15 protein-coding genes are annotated in these 16275 nt (G+C 49.9%); 10 read left to right on the top strand and 5 right to left on the bottom strand.

Going from position 1 to position 16275, the window contains the following annotated elements; genetic code table 11:
• Nucleotides 1–274 (bottom strand): 2'-deoxycytidine 5'-triphosphate deaminase domain-containing protein (locus ACESLU_RS04810; protein ID WP_372635920.1); only part of this gene is annotated, 274 nt, incomplete at its 3' end.
• A 268-nt stretch (nt 275–542) separates the two neighbouring features.
• Here ACESLU_RS04810 and ACESLU_RS04805 point away from each other — a divergent pair.
• Entirely contained in the window at nt 543–1148 is a 606-nt protein-coding gene (locus ACESLU_RS04805; RefSeq protein WP_372635917.1) for a hypothetical protein, read from the top strand.
• A 328-nt stretch (nt 1149–1476) separates the two neighbouring features.
• Here the strand turns inward: ACESLU_RS04805 and ACESLU_RS04800 are convergent, their stop codons facing one another.
• Nucleotides 1477–3546, bottom strand: coding sequence for a peptidylprolyl isomerase (locus ACESLU_RS04800; RefSeq protein ID WP_372635914.1), 2070 nt, complete (start codon nt 3544–3546; stop codon nt 1477–1479).
• A 134-nt stretch (nt 3547–3680) separates the two neighbouring features.
• Nucleotides 3681–3890: a hypothetical protein gene (locus tag ACESLU_RS04795; protein WP_372635911.1), complete on the bottom strand. Its 210-nt coding sequence runs from the start codon at nt 3888–3890 to the stop codon at nt 3681–3683.
• A 155-nt stretch (nt 3891–4045) separates the two neighbouring features.
• Here ACESLU_RS04795 and rplU point away from each other — a divergent pair, with 155 nt between their 5' ends.
• The 4 genes from rplU to ACESLU_RS04775 all read left to right on the top strand — a co-directional run bounded on the left by rplU (nt 4046) and on the right by ACESLU_RS04775 (nt 8065).
• Entirely contained in the window at nt 4046–4552 is a 507-nt protein-coding gene (gene rplU, locus ACESLU_RS04790) for a 50S ribosomal protein L21 (RefSeq protein ID WP_372635909.1), read from the top strand.
• A gap of 317 nt (nt 4553–4869) precedes the next feature.
• Nucleotides 4870–5127: a 50S ribosomal protein L27 gene (gene rpmA / locus ACESLU_RS04785; RefSeq protein ID WP_372635906.1), complete on the top strand. Its 258-nt coding sequence runs from the start codon at nt 4870–4872 to the stop codon at nt 5125–5127.
• 345 nt (nt 5128–5472) lie between these two features.
• The gene (locus tag ACESLU_RS04780; RefSeq protein WP_372635903.1) at nt 5473–6129 is read left to right on the top strand and encodes a fumarylacetoacetate hydrolase family protein; all 657 of its coding nucleotides are present in this window, start codon (nt 5473–5475) and stop codon (nt 6127–6129) included.
• 10 nt (nt 6130–6139) lie between these two features.
• Complete coding sequence (locus tag ACESLU_RS04775) at nt 6140–8065, top strand: M23 family metallopeptidase (protein ID WP_372635901.1); 1926 nt, start codon at nt 6140–6142, stop codon at nt 8063–8065.
• A gap of 42 nt (nt 8066–8107) precedes the next feature.
• Here ACESLU_RS04775 and ACESLU_RS04770 read toward each other — a convergent pair whose 3' ends face one another.
• Together ACESLU_RS04770 and ACESLU_RS04765 are read right to left on the bottom strand one after the other, a co-directional pair.
• The gene (locus ACESLU_RS04770; RefSeq protein WP_372635898.1) at nt 8108–8485 is read right to left on the bottom strand and encodes a RidA family protein; all 378 of its coding nucleotides are present in this window, start codon (nt 8483–8485) and stop codon (nt 8108–8110) included.
• Nucleotides 8460–9287: an alpha/beta fold hydrolase gene (locus tag ACESLU_RS04765; protein WP_372635895.1), complete on the bottom strand. Its 828-nt coding sequence runs from the start codon at nt 9285–9287 to the stop codon at nt 8460–8462. Before ACESLU_RS04765 ends, ACESLU_RS04770 begins: the two co-directional genes overlap by 26 nt.
• Nucleotides 9288–9437: 150 nt before the next feature.
• Between ACESLU_RS04765 and ACESLU_RS04760 the strand changes: the two genes are divergently transcribed.
• From ACESLU_RS04760 to porV, 5 genes are all read left to right on the top strand, one after another.
• Nucleotides 9438–10763, top strand: a complete 1326-nt coding sequence (locus ACESLU_RS04760; protein ID WP_372635892.1) for a tetratricopeptide repeat protein — start codon at nt 9438–9440, stop codon at nt 10761–10763.
• A 22-nt stretch (nt 10764–10785) separates the two neighbouring features.
• The gene (locus ACESLU_RS04755; RefSeq protein WP_372635889.1) at nt 10786–12015 is read left to right on the top strand and encodes a tetratricopeptide repeat protein; all 1230 of its coding nucleotides are present in this window, start codon (nt 10786–10788) and stop codon (nt 12013–12015) included.
• 11 nt (nt 12016–12026) lie between these two features.
• Nucleotides 12027–13166, top strand: coding sequence for a cystathionine gamma-synthase (locus tag ACESLU_RS04750; RefSeq protein ID WP_372635886.1), 1140 nt, complete (start codon nt 12027–12029; stop codon nt 13164–13166).
• Between the two features lie 270 nt (nt 13167–13436).
• Entirely contained in the window at nt 13437–14618 is a 1182-nt protein-coding gene (locus ACESLU_RS04745; RefSeq protein WP_372635883.1) for an acetyl-CoA C-acyltransferase, read from the top strand.
• Between the two features lie 394 nt (nt 14619–15012).
• A complete protein-coding gene (gene porV / locus ACESLU_RS04740) occupies nt 15013–16095 on the top strand; it encodes a type IX secretion system outer membrane channel protein PorV (RefSeq protein ID WP_372635881.1) in 1083 nt (360 codons plus the stop codon).
• Nucleotides 16096–16275 lie beyond the last annotated feature (180 nt).

The following is a 16275-nucleotide window of genomic DNA, read 5'->3' as shown; positions in this document are numbered from 1 at the left end:
GCTCCAGGATGGCCCCCTCCGTAATCGGGATTTCGTATTGGCTCATTTTATCCAGCTTCCCCTGGACCGTCTCTTCCTCCGGCAGAAAGCTGCATCGTACGCGGTAGGCTTTTTCCCCCAGCCGCAGATCGATGGAATTGGGCTGAAACTGGTCATCCTCCAACGGATAATCCGCGGCAGATTGGATGATGCCGGCCCTGGCCAGCACCCGTAGTTTTTGAATGGGTAGGATGCCCTTGGTTCGCAAATATACTTCTTGTGTATCGCTGCTCATCTGGATTTAACTAAGAATTTTTGTGCTTATTGGATAGAGTCTGAGATTAAATAATGATACAGGCATACCCGGCAGGTATCCGCCGCCGGGCGGCCCATACGCTCACAACTTTGCGAATCAATACATTCGTTTACTCATGACAAAGGAAATGTTATCTTTTACATCAATTCAAATTGCGTATAAATATAGGAATTCAGAAGCCAGAATACAGAAATATGAGGAATTAATTCTGACTTACGGATTCCCGGTATCAGAGTGATCATTTGCTATGGATATTCTTTTTTGGAGCGGCGGCAAAGATGCGTATTTAGCCTTGCAGTTTTACCGGCAGGACTATCCGGATAACGACCGGGAACTCCGCCTGCTCACAACCTACGAAGAAGAGACGGAGGTGGTACCGCACCAGCAGATTCCACTTTCTCATATCCGCAGGCAAGCGGCGAGCCTGGAGCTCGACCTCATCCGGGTGCCTCTGCCTTCCGCCTGTCCGAATAAGAAGTATCTCGCGGAAGTGAACCGGGCTCTGGAAGCTCAATCCGTTCCCGTGGGACACCTTATCTTCGGAGACTGGCACCTGCGGGACATCCGCCGGTGGCGTGAAGAGGCTTTCGGTGAGATGGGGTATGACTGCCTGTTTCCAATATGGGAGAAAAGCATCCACGAACTGCTTCCGGTGCTTCAGCTTAACCCCGTCGACGTGACGATCAGCGCGGTCCGGGAGGAATACCAGTCATTCATTCGCGTGGGAGAACCGTTCGACCAGTCCTTTGTCGTACAGCTCCAACACTTGCCTGAAGAGATTGACCCCATGGGCGAACAGGGTGAGTTTCATACCAAAGTGACCTTCCCGGAGCTCAAAGAAGAGAACACTTAAAGAAATATAGTTTCTTTCCCTTTACGTAAGGGGATTGATCCGTTTTATCAAGGATGAGATTCTCTGTCCCTCGCATGGCTTGACCAAAAAGGGGCGAAAAGGTCAAGGCCACGTAGTTTTATTAACAAAAGAAGCCCTTCCGGCCTTGGGTTGTGAGCCGCCCGGAGTGAAGGCCCCGCGAACCGGCTGTGTATAGGTTTGTTTGAGCGACCGGCGGGAGCGAGTTTGCCTTTTTACAGGTTCGCGGGGACGACACTCAGGCGAAGAACCCACAGTCGGTGCGTTTTTTGGATACTTTTTTTTCTCGCAAAAAAAGTACCTTGTTAGCTTAATACCAAGACGTCGACAGCACCCTGTCCCCTGCCTCTATGCGTGCCACCACATCCATGCCTTCGACCACCTTCCCGAACCGGGTATAATGGCCGTTGAGATGCGGGGACCGTTGGTGCATCATAAAATACTGGCTGCCTTCGGTATCCCTGCCCGCGCTGGCGATGCCCGCTGCACCGCGGACAAAGCCCGATTCGGTGGTTTCGGTCGGCAACAGGAAACCGGGTTTCCCAAAACCGTCACCCCGCTCAATATCCCCGCCCTGGATGACAAAATTGGGGACCACCCGGTGAAAGGGAACATTTTCGTAGGCTCCCGCCCTGCTTAAACTGTCAATAGCGGAAACAGTGGCCGGGGCCCTGAGCGGGTCCATTCGGATCACTATATTGCCCTTCTCAGTGTACAGCGTCCACTCGGGTTCCGTACCCAGCTCCCACAAGCGCTCCCAGTCCGGTGTCCTCAAATACGTCTCCCCTTCTTCGCGGGGGTCCACCTCCACCTCCCATCCGGCGTCAGCCAGGGATCGGTTCAACGGAGCATACTGTAAATCCGCCAGGGAATCGATGACCGGCTGGGCATGCTGTTCAAATCGCTCTTTATACAGCGTGCCAAACTGCTGGTACACTTCGAGGTCCCCCGGCAGTGAGAAGTCCGCCAGCGCCTGACTAATCCGCCCGAAATCATCCGGCTGGAACAGTTCCTCCCGTTCTAACAACGGCCCGGCCCGGTAAGTCACGCCCCGGTCATGCAGGTCGAGCGCATCGAATGTGATCTCCCGGAGCTGCTGGACCCTCTCCTCTGTCCTCTCTTCTGCCGGCAGATCTTCCCAGAAATCGGTCAGACTTTCCATCGCATACATCACGTAAAGCGCATCCCGCCGGTCAACAATTTCCCTGATTTCCCGCAAATATTCATCGTCAGACCGCATGGAGCGGTAGAGGGCCAGCTTTCCGGGCGTCAGAAAGGGGTTTGCTTCAGCCAGCCGTTCAACCCGGTCCGTATGCTCACTGACTCCGGCCGTATCCACTGAGGCCGCAGCCCTCAAAGCTTCCAGCCAAACTCCCTCTGAAGTGAGCGTATCCGAAATCATCGTCCCGGTAACATAGGAGTGCAGATTTCCTCCCCTCTTCATTTTACCGGTGATGCTTCGCAGCGTGTGCTTCTTTACGTGTACGTTCGGGTGCATCAGCAGGATTTTTGCAGCCAATGCATTCTGGCTGTTCATTTCGAGCTTGTCGAGCGATTTGGCCAATTCAATGGCAAGCTGTACCTGGTGTTCAAGATCCCGCTCTCCATTATAAAAATTCGTTACGGTATAGGTCCGCTCCGGCAAAATTTTATTGCCGTACTGATCCAGGACCCGGCTAATGCCCAGTCCCTGCTCCCTCCACCGGCTCAGTAGCGTGTCTTTGGCGGTGGACGTCAGCGCGTTTTCGGGGCCCCGGTACCACCCGTAGAGATAGGCCTGCCTGACATCCCGCCGGTTGGTGTCAAAGGCTTTTTGCAGGATCTTTATCTGGGTATCTTCTGTTATTTCATGGCGCGTGATCAGCCTGCTTAAGGCAAGAGCATAGTGCTCGTCCTCTGAGATATTCTCTTCGATGGCCGAAAGCAGGAAATCCAGGCTCTGCCGGTCTCCCTGCCGGCCCAGTACGCGCGCGATGCCCGCTCGCTGGTCGGGCTGCTCCTTCCACCGCTGCTCCAGCGCTCTGAGCTGTTGTTCATTCATTGCATGATTACTGAGGGCAAACCAGCCCGTATCAGAACCCTGTTGCGCCGCCAGCTCAATGAACGGAGCCAGGGTATCCGCGGGCGTGGTAGCCAGTGCCCGCCAGGCCTGACTGCGAACCGTATCGCTCTCGTGCGAAAGATAGGGCCGTATGTCACCGGCATTCCGCCGGTACAGGGCTTCATAAAGCCCGGGATAGGTATTGGTGATCGAGGTATCGGCAATGGGAGAAGCACTTTTAAACGTTTCACCGCTCTCCGACGACCATTTCAGCATCAGAATAACGGTTACGACCAATACGGCAAAAAGAATCCACGCCCGAAGCCTGATATATCGCATGAAATGCAGATTAATTTATGATGGTTATAACGGTGCCCTTGCAAAAGCCAACCCTGCTGCCGAGTCCGCGGAATCAGGGTGACACGGATTTTGTAACGCCTTCGGCTCGAAAAAAAGGCCGATTCCTTACGAAATCAGATAGAAGGTTTTTCCCGGGGTTCCGCTTCCTCGACCAGCCCCTCATCTTTTTTATCATGGATGGTATTCAACCGGCCGTTGGCGTCTTTTCTTGCCTCATAAAGCTGCGAATCCTTGATCCATGCGCGTCCCCCGTCTCGCTGGAAGCGTTTGGTATTCTTAAACATAAAAGCCTGTTCATGCAAATCCGGTAATTTGTTAGCCATTACGCTTTTTGTTTTTTGTTGGCATTCCTTTACCCTGCAACATACCACATTTGACCCTTTTGTTCATCTAATTTTTTGCTTTGCTTTCAGCGTCAAAACGCTTATATTTGGGATCTATTGAAAAGGAATAGTTATAACGCAAAATAACCAATTAGATGTACGCAGTTGTAGAAATAGGTGGGCATCAGTATCGCGTTTCCGAAGGCGATGTCCTGTTTGTAGATAAGCAAAGTGATGAAGTCGATCAGGCCCTTACGTTCGACCGGGTAATGCTCATTAATGATGACGGCAGGGTGACGGTCGGTAAGCCCGCTGTAGAAGGAGCGACTGTTGAAGCGACCCTGCTCGATAATATAAAGTCGGACAAGGTCATTGTTTTTAAAAAGAAACGACGCAAAGGCTATCAGGTAAAACGCGGGCATCGGCAACCGATGTCACAGATCGAAATTAATACGATTTCGGTTGACGGCGGCCCAAAAAAGACAACAAAGGAATCAGCTGACTCCGAACCCACAGAAGGAGAAGTATCAACCGATATGGCTGCTAAAGAAGCAATCAAGCATATTAACGATACACCTCTCGATGAGCTGAAAGGGTTTGTCCCTGAAGATGAGGAGCGGGTTACAGTTTTGGATGCCTGGGAAAGTAAGCAAGAAGAATAGAAGGCTTTGGAAAACCTGTGGTTTTGGTCAATATCAAAACCTGGGCGCATTCAAAATTGCAGTATATAAGACGTATGTGAGGATTTTGAATGCGTGAAAATGCAGAGATTGACCAAAAGAACGGTTTTGCACAGCCCTCGAATAATTAAAAGAAGCCTTTGAAAAACCAGTCCCGAAGCATCGGGAAAGGTCAAGGCCATAGGGAGGTTGGAATCGCAGCATATAGCCTATATGCGAGAATTTCAACCGACCGATAACGCCGAGATTGGACAAAAGAATGGTTTTGCAAAGATTTCTAAAAGTTTAAATTATTAGTTATGGCACATAAGAAAGGACAAGGTTCAACAAAAAACGGCCGTGATTCGATATCGAAACGGCTCGGTGTAAAAAAATACGGCGGAGAAAAAGTCCGCGCCGGCCACATCATTGTTCGTCAGCGGGGCACCAAATTTCACCCCGGCGAAAATGTGGGCCGCGGCAAGGATGATACCCTCTTTGCCAAAGAAGATGGACAGGTAACCTTCCGCGTGCGTTCCGGGGGACGCAAATATGTGAGCGTTGAGCCTGTAGCATAACCCCAGTTCATTTTCTACAAAAGGCTTTGAAAAAGGATTTTCGGTCAGGATCAGGGCCGGAAAGATCCTGCCACCGCAGCATATTGCTCATATGTGAGGATTGAATATCCCGCTAAACAAAGAGATTGGTGGAACAAGATCGTTCCGCTAATACGTTTACCGGGAGTCGTAGTCAGTATCAAAGTCCGAGTGCATTCAAAACCACAGCATATAAATACAATACGTGAGAATGTGGTTAATGCGCGAAAATGCAGTGCTTGCCCAAAAGAACGACTTTTATAGATTTCTGAAAATATTTAAAGCCTTGGCTTCCATGGAGACCGGGGCTTTTTTATATTCCCTTCTATGGAAGAACTAAAACAACTGCCCGGACTCCCCCATCTGAATATCGGATCGATTTTTTGTATCGGTCGCAACTATGTGGCGCACGCGCGCGAGCTTGACCATGACGTGCCCGACCAGCCCATGGTCTTTCTCAAACCGGTAAGCAGCCTTACATTTGAAGGGCCGATTCTGCTGCCCCCTCAAAGTAATGAAGTCCACCACGAAGTGGAACTGGTCGTTGCTATCGAAAAAGGGGGCAAAGATATTTCCCGGGCCGAGGCACTCTCTCATGTGGGCGGCTACGGCGTGGGAATTGATTTGACCGCCCGGGACATCCAGTCCCGGGCCAAAAAACAAGGACATCCCTGGTCGGTCGCCAAAGGTTTTGATACGTTTGCTCCAATCAGTACCTTTATTCCAGGCGAGCGGGTGGCGGATCCTCAAAACCTGGGGTTGTCGCTGGCCGTAAACGACAGGATGCGGCAGCAGTCCAACACCCGACTGATGATTTTTCCGGTAGCGGACCTCATCCATTATCTTTCAACCATTTTTACCCTGCGTCGGGGTGATCTCATTTTTACGGGCACCCCGGAAGGGGTTTCTCCCCTGCGCTCCGGTGATCATATTGAAGCACGGTTGGATGAAACGTTGGCTCATTTAACCATGGAGGTAGCATAAATCATTAATTATGAGAATACTTTGCCTGCTCCTTTTTATCGGGATCTTACTACAGGCAGGATCACTCACCGCACAATCCGACCGGACTTTTAATCCTGCAGAAGCCACCTATCTTTGGCCGACCAATGCCAGCCGGCATCTGACCTCCACGTTTGCCGAAACGCGGTCCCGCCACTTTCATGCGGCCCTGGACATCAAGACCTGGGGACAGCGGGGATACGAAATCTATGCAACGCGCGACGGCATCCTCCACCGCATTGCCGTAAGTCCGACAGGCTATGGCAAGGTGATCTACCTGAAACACGACGACGGCTCCTATTCCGTTTACGCCCACCTGATGAGCTTTAACGAGGAGCTGCAGCAGTTTGCCGACTCCATCCGCTTTGTCGAGGGATTTACTCCCTCTTTCGACCGGGTGGTGGAGGATCAGCAGATTCGGGTACAGCAGGGCGATGTCATCGCCTACAGCGGGGCGTCGGGCATCGGCCCGCCTCATCTCCACTTTGAACTTCGCAGACCCGATCACAGTCCCTTCAACCCCCTGCACACAAATCTCACGGTACGGGATAATATTCCCCCCACCATATCGGGACTCTCTGTGGAACCGCTGTCCTCCCGGTCGACCATCGAAGGAACGAAACAGGTCTTCACGCGCAACCCGCGCCGGCAAAATGGAACGTATCATTTCGGGACCGTGGAGGTGAGTGGTGCTGTGGGGCTCGGACTGGATGTATACGATCAGTCCAACGGCGTATCCAACGCCTATGCCGTCTATGAGCTTTCCATGTCGGTAAACGGACGAGAGCGTTTCTACTCCAGGGTTGACAGTTTCTCCTATGCCGAAACCCGGCAGATGTTCATCGACCGGGTCTACCCGCTGCTCCGCGACCGCCGAAAAGCCTATCAGCGGCTTTTTGTGGCCGATGGCAATACGCTCCCCTTCTACAGAACGAACCGGCAACAGGGACGGCTTCGCCTGCCGCCTGGCGAGCATGCGGTCACCATAAGGGCCACAGACTTTTTTGGCAATCAAAGCACTGCTGTGGTGAATCTCAGGGTAAAGGAAAGCGCTACTGAACGATTTGCCGAAAGGCCACGGACATTCTCTCCCGAAAAAGTGCGGGCAGTCGATATCAATGACTGGCGCTGGTTTGACAACTGGGTGATGATCCCTGAAGAAGATTACAGGGAAATCACCGTTGCCACGCCCGATCCGTGGCGACTTAGCTCGCACCGGCAGGATGTCATCATTGATTTAAAGACCCTGGACAATCTTTTTATGAACATCCCAGGCATGAGTCCCACGATCTTTCACCGGATGGTGCCGGACCAAAATGGTTTGATTACGTCCGTTAACCGTCAGGCGATGGCGCTCTTTCCGAAGCATACGTTCTATGATACGGTGTCGGTGACCCTCTCCTCTAAACGTTATGCTCCCGATTCTGTCAAGGTTACCGTAGGTCCCGAAGCCTATCCGGTGGACAAATCCTATGAGCTGCGGGTAGAACGGGATTCGATGCTGACCGATACCTCGCGATTATCCTTTTACAAATATAACGAACGCTACGATAACTGGTATCCGATTCCCACGCGGTTTACGGAGAACCATATTTTAGCGGAGAGCAGAACGCTCGGGACCTTTATCAGCCGCAGGGATACCACGCCCCCCGAACTCAGCCGTCCCCGCCTGCACCAGCGGCCCGACGGACAGTGGCTGATTTATATTAATGCGGAGGACAAGCTGTCCGGTATTGACCATAAGCGTACCAGAATCAGCGTGAACGGGCGTCGGGGACTCGCCGAATACGAGCCCGAAGACCAGCGCATAGCGTATTATCACCCTGATTTCAGTCCTTCATCCACGATGGATATACGGATCATCCTCTATGATCGCATGGGCAACAGGACAAGCCAAACCTTCCAGCTGGGAAGGTAGGAGGCGTATCGTCTGGGTATGACAGGACTTTGCGAAGTTCTCTTATATAAAGGCCGTACAGCTGATCTCTACCTTGCAGTTCTTGGGAAGGGTCTTGACCGCCACCGTCTCGCGGGCGGGAGGTTGATGGTCAAAATAACGGCCATAAATTTCATTGACGGCAGCAAAATTATCCATATCGTCAAGGTAGATGCTGCATTTGATAACCTTGTCGAAGCCAGAACCCGCCTCCTCCAGCACCGCTTTTAGATTTTCCATCACTTGTATGGCCTGTGTTGCTACATCAGGACCCGCAAACTCCATGCTTTCAGAGTCCAGTCCGATCTGTCCTGAACAATATACCAGGTCGTTGTGCACGACTGCCTGGCTATAGGGGCCGATGGCATCGGGGGCGTCAGAGGTGTGGACGATCTTTTTCATAGTGACTTGTTTGGGAATTAGCGTTATTCTCAAGTCGAATTAAAAAATCCTTCAACAGGGATGCAAACTTTTCCGGATGTTCCATCATGGGAGCATGCCCGCATTTGTCAATCCAGTGAAGTTCGGCATCCGGCAGCTTTTCCAAAAACATATGGGCAACCTTTGGAGGCGTAATCTCATCCTGCCTGCCCCAGACAAGCAGTACCTTTTGCTTAATCTTGGGCAAATGTTCCTCCATATTGTACGAGTGGGTATCGCGGGTGAGCGCCAGCAAGTTGGTAAGCTTGGAGGGAGACTTGACAACCGTCATAATCTCATCCATGACCGTATCATCGATCAGGTCCTCGTAAAATGTCAGGTTCGCCTGCTTGCGAATAAAATCCCGGTCTTTGCGCCGCGGAAAAGTGGATCCAAAATCCTTTTCCAGAAGTCCCGAGCTGCCTGTCAAGACAAGTGCCGCGACATCATCCTGGTATTTTTGTGCGTAATCCAGCGCCAGGTGTCCCCCCATCGAATTTCCCAGGAGGACGGGATTCTTAATATCCAGGGCTTCACAAAAAGAACGCAGCCATTCCGTCAGCCTGCTGATAGATATTTCTCTCATTCCCAACTCATAAATAGGAATTTTAGGAACAAAAATGGTATATCCCTGTATTTGTTTAAGAAGGGGATCATAATTACTTAATCCTCCAAACATGCCATGCAGAAGAATCAGATTCTGAGCATTGGATGCTTCGGTTGCAATATGTAAATATTCAAAACCGTTCTTTTCATGTACCTTAAAGTCACTCGTTCCAAACATGCATTATCTAAAATCAATTAAAAAAATAATGAAAACAGAAGCGTAATATAACAATTTCTAATTGATTATATTGCAGAAAGGACGATATATGGTTACTTTCCCTTCCACTTACTGGATTTTTAATATTGAATACAACAGAAATAGACTATCATGTTAACAAAAAAATTACCTCACGTACTATTAACACTGCTTATCGGCATTTTAGTCGGCTGCGGAAGTACTAATCCCCTGGCTGATGAAGCACAATCAAATATCGAAAGCCAAAATTTTGAAGAAGCGCTCGCAGCTGCAGAAAAATCTATAGAGCAGAATCCACAAGATCCGCTCGGATACTACTACAAGGGAGTGGCGTTGGGCGAGATGGCCGGTGCGGAGGAAGACCCCGAGGCTCGTGCTGAAACGTACAAAGAAATGAATGCCGCATTCGCCGAAGCCAAGGAGGTTGCTGAGACTGCGGAAGATGTGCCCGGCGAAGTTGAGCGCATTGATGCTGTCAAAAACGTGCTGTGGCAGACGGAACATAACCGTGCGGTTGAACTGGCAACCGATGACAGCTTGAAACAAGCGGTGAGTAATCCCCTTGAACAATCAATGTATCATCTTAAGAATGCCACCAATATTCAGCCCGACAGTCTCCTTTCGTGGGATGTTCTCTCACAGGTGGCCGCCATGAACCAAAGCTTCGAGGAAGCCGCCAATGCAAAAGAGAAGTTTATCTCTATGGCCCAGGACACCTCCCTGGAAGCCAATGATTACCTCCAGCTTGCCAGCTATCATTTTCAGCTGGACAACCAGCAGGAAGTTGTCAACAGCCTTGAAAAAGCCCACGAGCAGTTCCCCGACAACCAGGAAATTGTTTCAAACCTTGCTGACGCCTACCAGAGAGTCGGTGAACCGGAAAAAGCGATCAGCACTGTTGAGAAACTTGTGGAACAGGAGCCGGAAAATCCACAGTATCATCTCGTGTTGGGGACGCAGATATACCAGCAGGCCCTGACCATAACGGACAGCTTGTCGGCAAACTCCAATGAAATTGTCAAACTCCGGCAGGACCTTAATAACAGCAGTGACTCCGAGAAACAGGATATTCAGCAGCAAATCGAGAATCTTCAGCAGGAAAATCAGCAGCTGCAATCCAAAATTGACGAGTTGACGGATCGCGCTGAGGAAGAGCTGAATACCGTACTCGAATACCGCCCCAATGATGACGCCGCATACAATACCCTGGGTATCATCTATCAGAATAAAGCCAAAGCCTTGTTTGATCAGCGAAATCAAACAACGGACAATCAGAAAGCGGCTGAGTTGGATAAACAGGGCCAGAAGTTTCTTAAAGAAGCAATGAATAATTATGAAAGAGCGGCTGAAATTGATCCCAACAACCAGGAGTACTGGAAGAGCCTGTTCAGTATCTATACTGCCCTGGGAATGGATGAAAAGGCCCAAGAGGCAATGAAAAAAGCCGGAATGCAATAAATAAACACGGTTGGCACACCTTATGATGAATTCTTATACCCGAATAGCAAGCCTTGTGCTTGCATTCGGGTTCTTTTTTGGTTGTTCCGGTACTAAAAACAGCACCGACGACACCACCGATTTATCCTCCGGTGATAGTGCCGAAGCACGCCTTGAGCAGCGTGTTTCTGCCATCGACCAGCAGCTTCAGTCCGACCCGTATAATCCTTCTTTATATTTTGAAAAAGGAGAACAGTTGATCAAGTGGGCCCGGGAGAAGGAGGATCCTGACCAGCGTATGCCATTATACACCGAAGCAAACCTGGTTCTCGAAAAGGCAGACAGTCTGCTCAAAACCCAACCGGATTCCAGCGTCGATACGCTTCATTACGATCAGCTCCGTAAAGTGGCCTGGAGCAGTGAGCATAACCGGGGAATAGAACAGTACCGGGACGCTTCATCGGAAGAAGATTACCGGCTGGCGGCTATCTATTTTAACAACGCTACCACTATTATGCCGGATGAACCTTCCTCTTACCAGATGGCCGGCAAAGCCTACTTCGAGGGGGACGAGTTACAGCAGGCAATAGCCATACTCGATCGGGGCCGCATAAACGTAAAACCGCCTCCTGTCGATCTGTTGGAATCACTGGCCTTCCTGTATGTCGAAACGGATCAACTGCAAAACGCAATTATGATTTATAAAGAGGCGCGGTCGAGGCGTGAGCACAGTTTCAACCTGATGCACGGTTTGTCTAACGCTTATATAGAGGCAGAAGATCACCATAATGCTATTACCATCCTGCAGGAGCTGAGCAACAGAAAGCCGAATAATATAACATACCGGTATTCCCTGGCTTCCGAGTACTATAAAGCCGGACGCGAAGAATTGATCGCAATAGCCGGGGAACTCGAAGAAGACAGGGAATTCAACGCCGCTGATTTTGCTATGGCTGATTCACTGTTTAACCAGGCTGAAAATTACTATATCGATATTGTAGACAGCCGATCCGGGGACGCCCATTATCTCTATGAAACCGTACAGTTCTATCACAACAAAGCGGCCCAGTACCAGCGGCTGCTGCCCTATCTCGATCAGCAACGGGAAACGCAGATCAAAAAACATATTGAACAGAATATATCTGCTTCGGTCCCCCTCCTGGAGCAACTGACAGAGCAACATCCTACGGAACAGATGTGGAAATACCTTTACCGGACCTACAGCTATCTTGGTATGCAGGAAGAGGCCGAAAAAGCTAAAGCCAATTATTAAATCATCATATCATGAAATTCAACACCAAGACCATTCATGCCGGTCAGCAGCCGGAAGAGACCTCGGGCGCTGTTATGCCCCCGATTTTTCAAACGTCAACCTATGCACAGGAAGCTCCCAATGTCAACAAAGGCTATGACTATGCGCGGGTGGGTAATCCTACCCGTACGGCCCTAGAAAAATTGATAGCGGGACTTGAAGAAGCTGATGAGTGTGCCTGCTTTGCCAGCGGATGCGCCGCCATAGATGCGGTGCTGAAGATGTTTCGCCCCGGCGATCATGTCATTGCCTCCAATGACCTTTACGGCGGGACCTACCGGCTGTTTACCAAAGTCTTCCAGCCCATGGGGGTTGATTTTTCATTTATAGACATGACAAACATGGCTGAAGTGGAAGAGGCGCAGTCAGATAAAACCAAACTGCTATGGATTGAGACACCGACCAATCCCCTGCTCCGCATTGTCGATATTGCAAAGCTTGCAAGCTTTGCCCGCGACCGCGATATCCTCTCTGTAGTGGACAATACCTTTGCGTCTCCCTGCCTGCAGCGCCCGCTGATCCTCGGAGCCGACATCGTCTTGCATTCCACGACCAAATACCTCGGGGGACATTCTGACGTCATCGGTGGAGCCGTTGCGACGTCAAATAAAGAGGTGATGGAGCAGCTCCGGTTCCAGGTAAAAACAACGGGCGCCGTACCCGGTCCCATGGACTGCTATCTCACCTTGCGAGGCATCAAGACACTGTCCGTCCGCATGCGGGAATCGGTAAAAAATGCAAAAAGAGTAGCCGTTTTTTTAGATGAGCACCCACAGGTTGATCAGACGATCTATCCGGGACTTGAACACCACCCGCAATACGATATTGCTAAAAAACAGATGGATGATTTTGGTGCCATGGTCTCTTTCTCGCTCAAGGGCGACTCTCAAGAGCAAGCTCATGCATTTATGAGCCGTACCTCAATCTTTACCCTTGCCGAAAGCCTTGGCGGGGTAGAATCGCTAATCAGCCACCCTGCATCGATGACGCATGCCTCCATACCCAGGGAGGTTCGCCAAAAAGCCGGGCTGAAGGATTCCCTGATTCGCCTTTCGATCGGTATTGAAGATGCCGACGACCTGGTTGAAGATCTGGAGCAGGCGTTTGGGTAGATCTGGTTTATCAGTTATCAGTTATCAGTTATCAGTTATCAGAGGCTGATAATTTCGAATGTCCTGGTCAAAAATTACGTTAGATTATCACCCGCGGGATAACGGAAATTAAAAAAACAGATCGCCTTTTAGACGGTTGCGATTGCTACCATTCGACTATCATACGCTGTTGTGTTCGTGTGGTTATTCGGAGGTTGGTTTTGAAATAGCTGTGACAACCATCGATTCAACAGCCTGTTACGTTATACATAAAACTTAATACTTCTTTCTATGAAAAATGTAGTTATTATAGCGGCAAAGAGAACGCCTGTGGGATCGTTTGGAGGCACCCTCTCCTCTTTTTCTGCCCCGGAACTGGGAGCGGTGACCATCACCGAGGTTATCAAGGAATCCGGTATCAAGCCCGATGATGTGCAGGAAGTGGTATTCGGTAATGTGCTTACCGCCGGTATCGGTCAGGCTCCGGCCCGCCAGGCCGCCCTGAAAGCGGGACTTTCAGCGCTTACCCCGGCAACGACGGTCAACAAAGTCTGTGCTTCCGGGATGAAAGCCATCATGATCGCTGCCAACCAGATTCAGCTGGGAGAGGCGGATATTATCGCCGCCGGCGGCATGGAAAGCATGAGCAATGTCCCCTACTATCTCCCCAAACACCGCTTTGGCTCCAAACTGGGTCACACGCAGGCTGAGGACGGCATCATAAAGGATGGGCTCTGGGATGTCTATAATGATTTTCATATGGGCAATGCCGCTGAATTATGTGCCTCGGATTGTGACATCAGCCGCGAGGAACAGGACGAATTTGCCATTACGTCGTACAAACGGGCGATCAGGGCTCATGAAGAAGGTCGTCTGCAAAATGAAATCATCGAAATGAAGGTCACGGATCGTAAAGGCAATATCCAGAAAGTTCGTATGGATGAAGAGCTGGATCGCGTCGACTTTGACAAAATCCCGCAGCTGCAGCCGGTTTTTGACAAGGAGGGTACGGTCACGCCCGCCAACGCCAGCAGTATCAATGACGGGGCGGCCGCCGTTTTGCTGATGAGCGAAGATAAGGCAGAAGAACTGGGCATAACACCGCTGGCGCGCATCCTGAGCCAGGCCAGTTCGGCCAAAGCACCCGAGTGGTTTACGACGGCCCCTTCCGATGCTATGCCCAAAGCGTTAGAACGCGCCGGAGTACAGAAAGAAGAGGTGGATCTTTTTGAAATCAATGAAGCGTTTTCGGTGGTTTCCCTGGCAAATAATAAAATCATGGAACTGGACCCCGAAAAGGTGAATATTCACGGGGGGGCAGTAAGCATCGGACATCCTATCGGATGTTCGGGTGCGCGCATTATGGTCACGCTTATTCATGCCTTGAAGCACTCGGGCGGGACTTACGGCTGTGCCGGCATCTGTAATGGCGGGGGCGGTGCCTCTTCCATGGTTATCGAAATGCTCAACTGATCACTACTGCCGGGCTGCTGAAAAATTATCGGGAATGAGGCCTGATGCATCGAGTAGGTACGATAAATAAACGCTCTTAATTTTAAAAAAAGTCCATTGATGAGTACTGTATGACCATCGTGTTTCCTTCCACCATTAAGAACAAACAGGTAGAACACTAAAAAGCTATTTTCTTCTTAATTTCTACCGTAGTAATTTGGATGAGTGTGAAGGCAAGGACCTTTTTACATCTTTTATTATTCATATAAATCATATATTTTCATAATACTGACATTAAATCGGCGTATTAAAGCTGCCAAATAAGCATAATCAGAAACCGGTGCTTATTTATTTCGAGCTTTCTGGCTACCCATTTGTTATTATGATAAAAAAAATACTCCCAGTTTTTGTCCCATTGCTTTTATTCGCCGCTGCCGGCCAGGCGCAAGTGGGTATCACGTCGGTCCCCTTTCTTCAGATTGAACCTGATTCGCGGGCGGCGGCTATGGGCAACACCGGCGTTGCCATCGCGGATAATGCCTCCGCCGTTTTTTGGAATCCTGCGGGACTTGCTTTCCAAAACGGCAACCAGGTAAGCATCACACACAGTGAATGGTTGCCGCAGTTTAATGTGGATCTCTTTTATGATTACCTGGTCGGAAAATATTACATTGAAGACCTTGGTACCTTCGGGGCACACATTACCTATCTGAATTCAGGGGAGCATCAGCGTACCTCTTATGAAGATCCCACCGGTGAGGGACTGGGACGCTTTAGAAGCTACGAATTTGCAGGGGGGATCTCGTACGGGTATCAGATCGACAATAACTGGTCAGTGGGTTCAGGCGTTCGATTTATCTACAGCAAGCTGGCTGACGGAGATATAGAAGGAGATGAAATTAAACCGGGCTCAAGTATGGGATTTGATTTGGCGGGAATGTACAAGTCCGATACCTTTTTATTCCTGGAGCGAGATGCTTCCTGGAATGCCGGATTGAATATTTCGAATATTGGTCCGGGTATCAGTTATATAAACAGCTCAGACAGTAAAGATATCCAAAAATCCCCGCTGCCTACGATGTTTCGCATCGGCTGGTCTTTTAAAACCGATCTGGACAGGGAGGGCATAAATACATTGACGATTGCCAATGACTATTCCAAAGTGATGGCGCGTAAAGGCGAGGGAGCCATCAGTTCGCTTTTTACCTCCTGGGGCAGCTTTAACCGTGATATAGGCGACGGGAGAACGGCCACGCTGAATACTTTTCAGCAGCTGCTGGTAGCAACGGGGGTGGAGTACTGGTACGATGAGCTGTTTGCAGTGCGGACGGGTTATTATTACGAAGACCCTAACAACGGTGATCGACAATTTTTGACGCTTGGAGCCGGAATCCGGCATCAATTCTTTGGGGTGGACTTTAGCTATATCTACACGCTAGGCGATGAAAATCATCCGTTGGCAAACACTACTCGCTTCGGATTGATTCTTGACTTTTAGGAGGAATATCATACATACATCAGTGTCAGCCGGCTGGCTGCTTTGAGCCTCCCCCCTCTGCCCTTCCTTTATGCCCCTGTTTTATTAATGTACCAAATATCTTCAAAATAATTCGTTATTTTACGGAACATACATGACTTGTTACAATTTTATATTAGGTACATCGTTTTCTACAACGAG

It is taken from the genome of Fodinibius sp., from assembly GCF_041642155.1.
In the GTDB taxonomy this organism is placed as follows: domain Bacteria; phylum Bacteroidota; class Rhodothermia; order Balneolales; family Balneolaceae; genus Fodinibius.
Note: the sequence above shows the minus strand (reverse complement) of the source record. Positions and strands in the feature narration are given on the sequence as shown.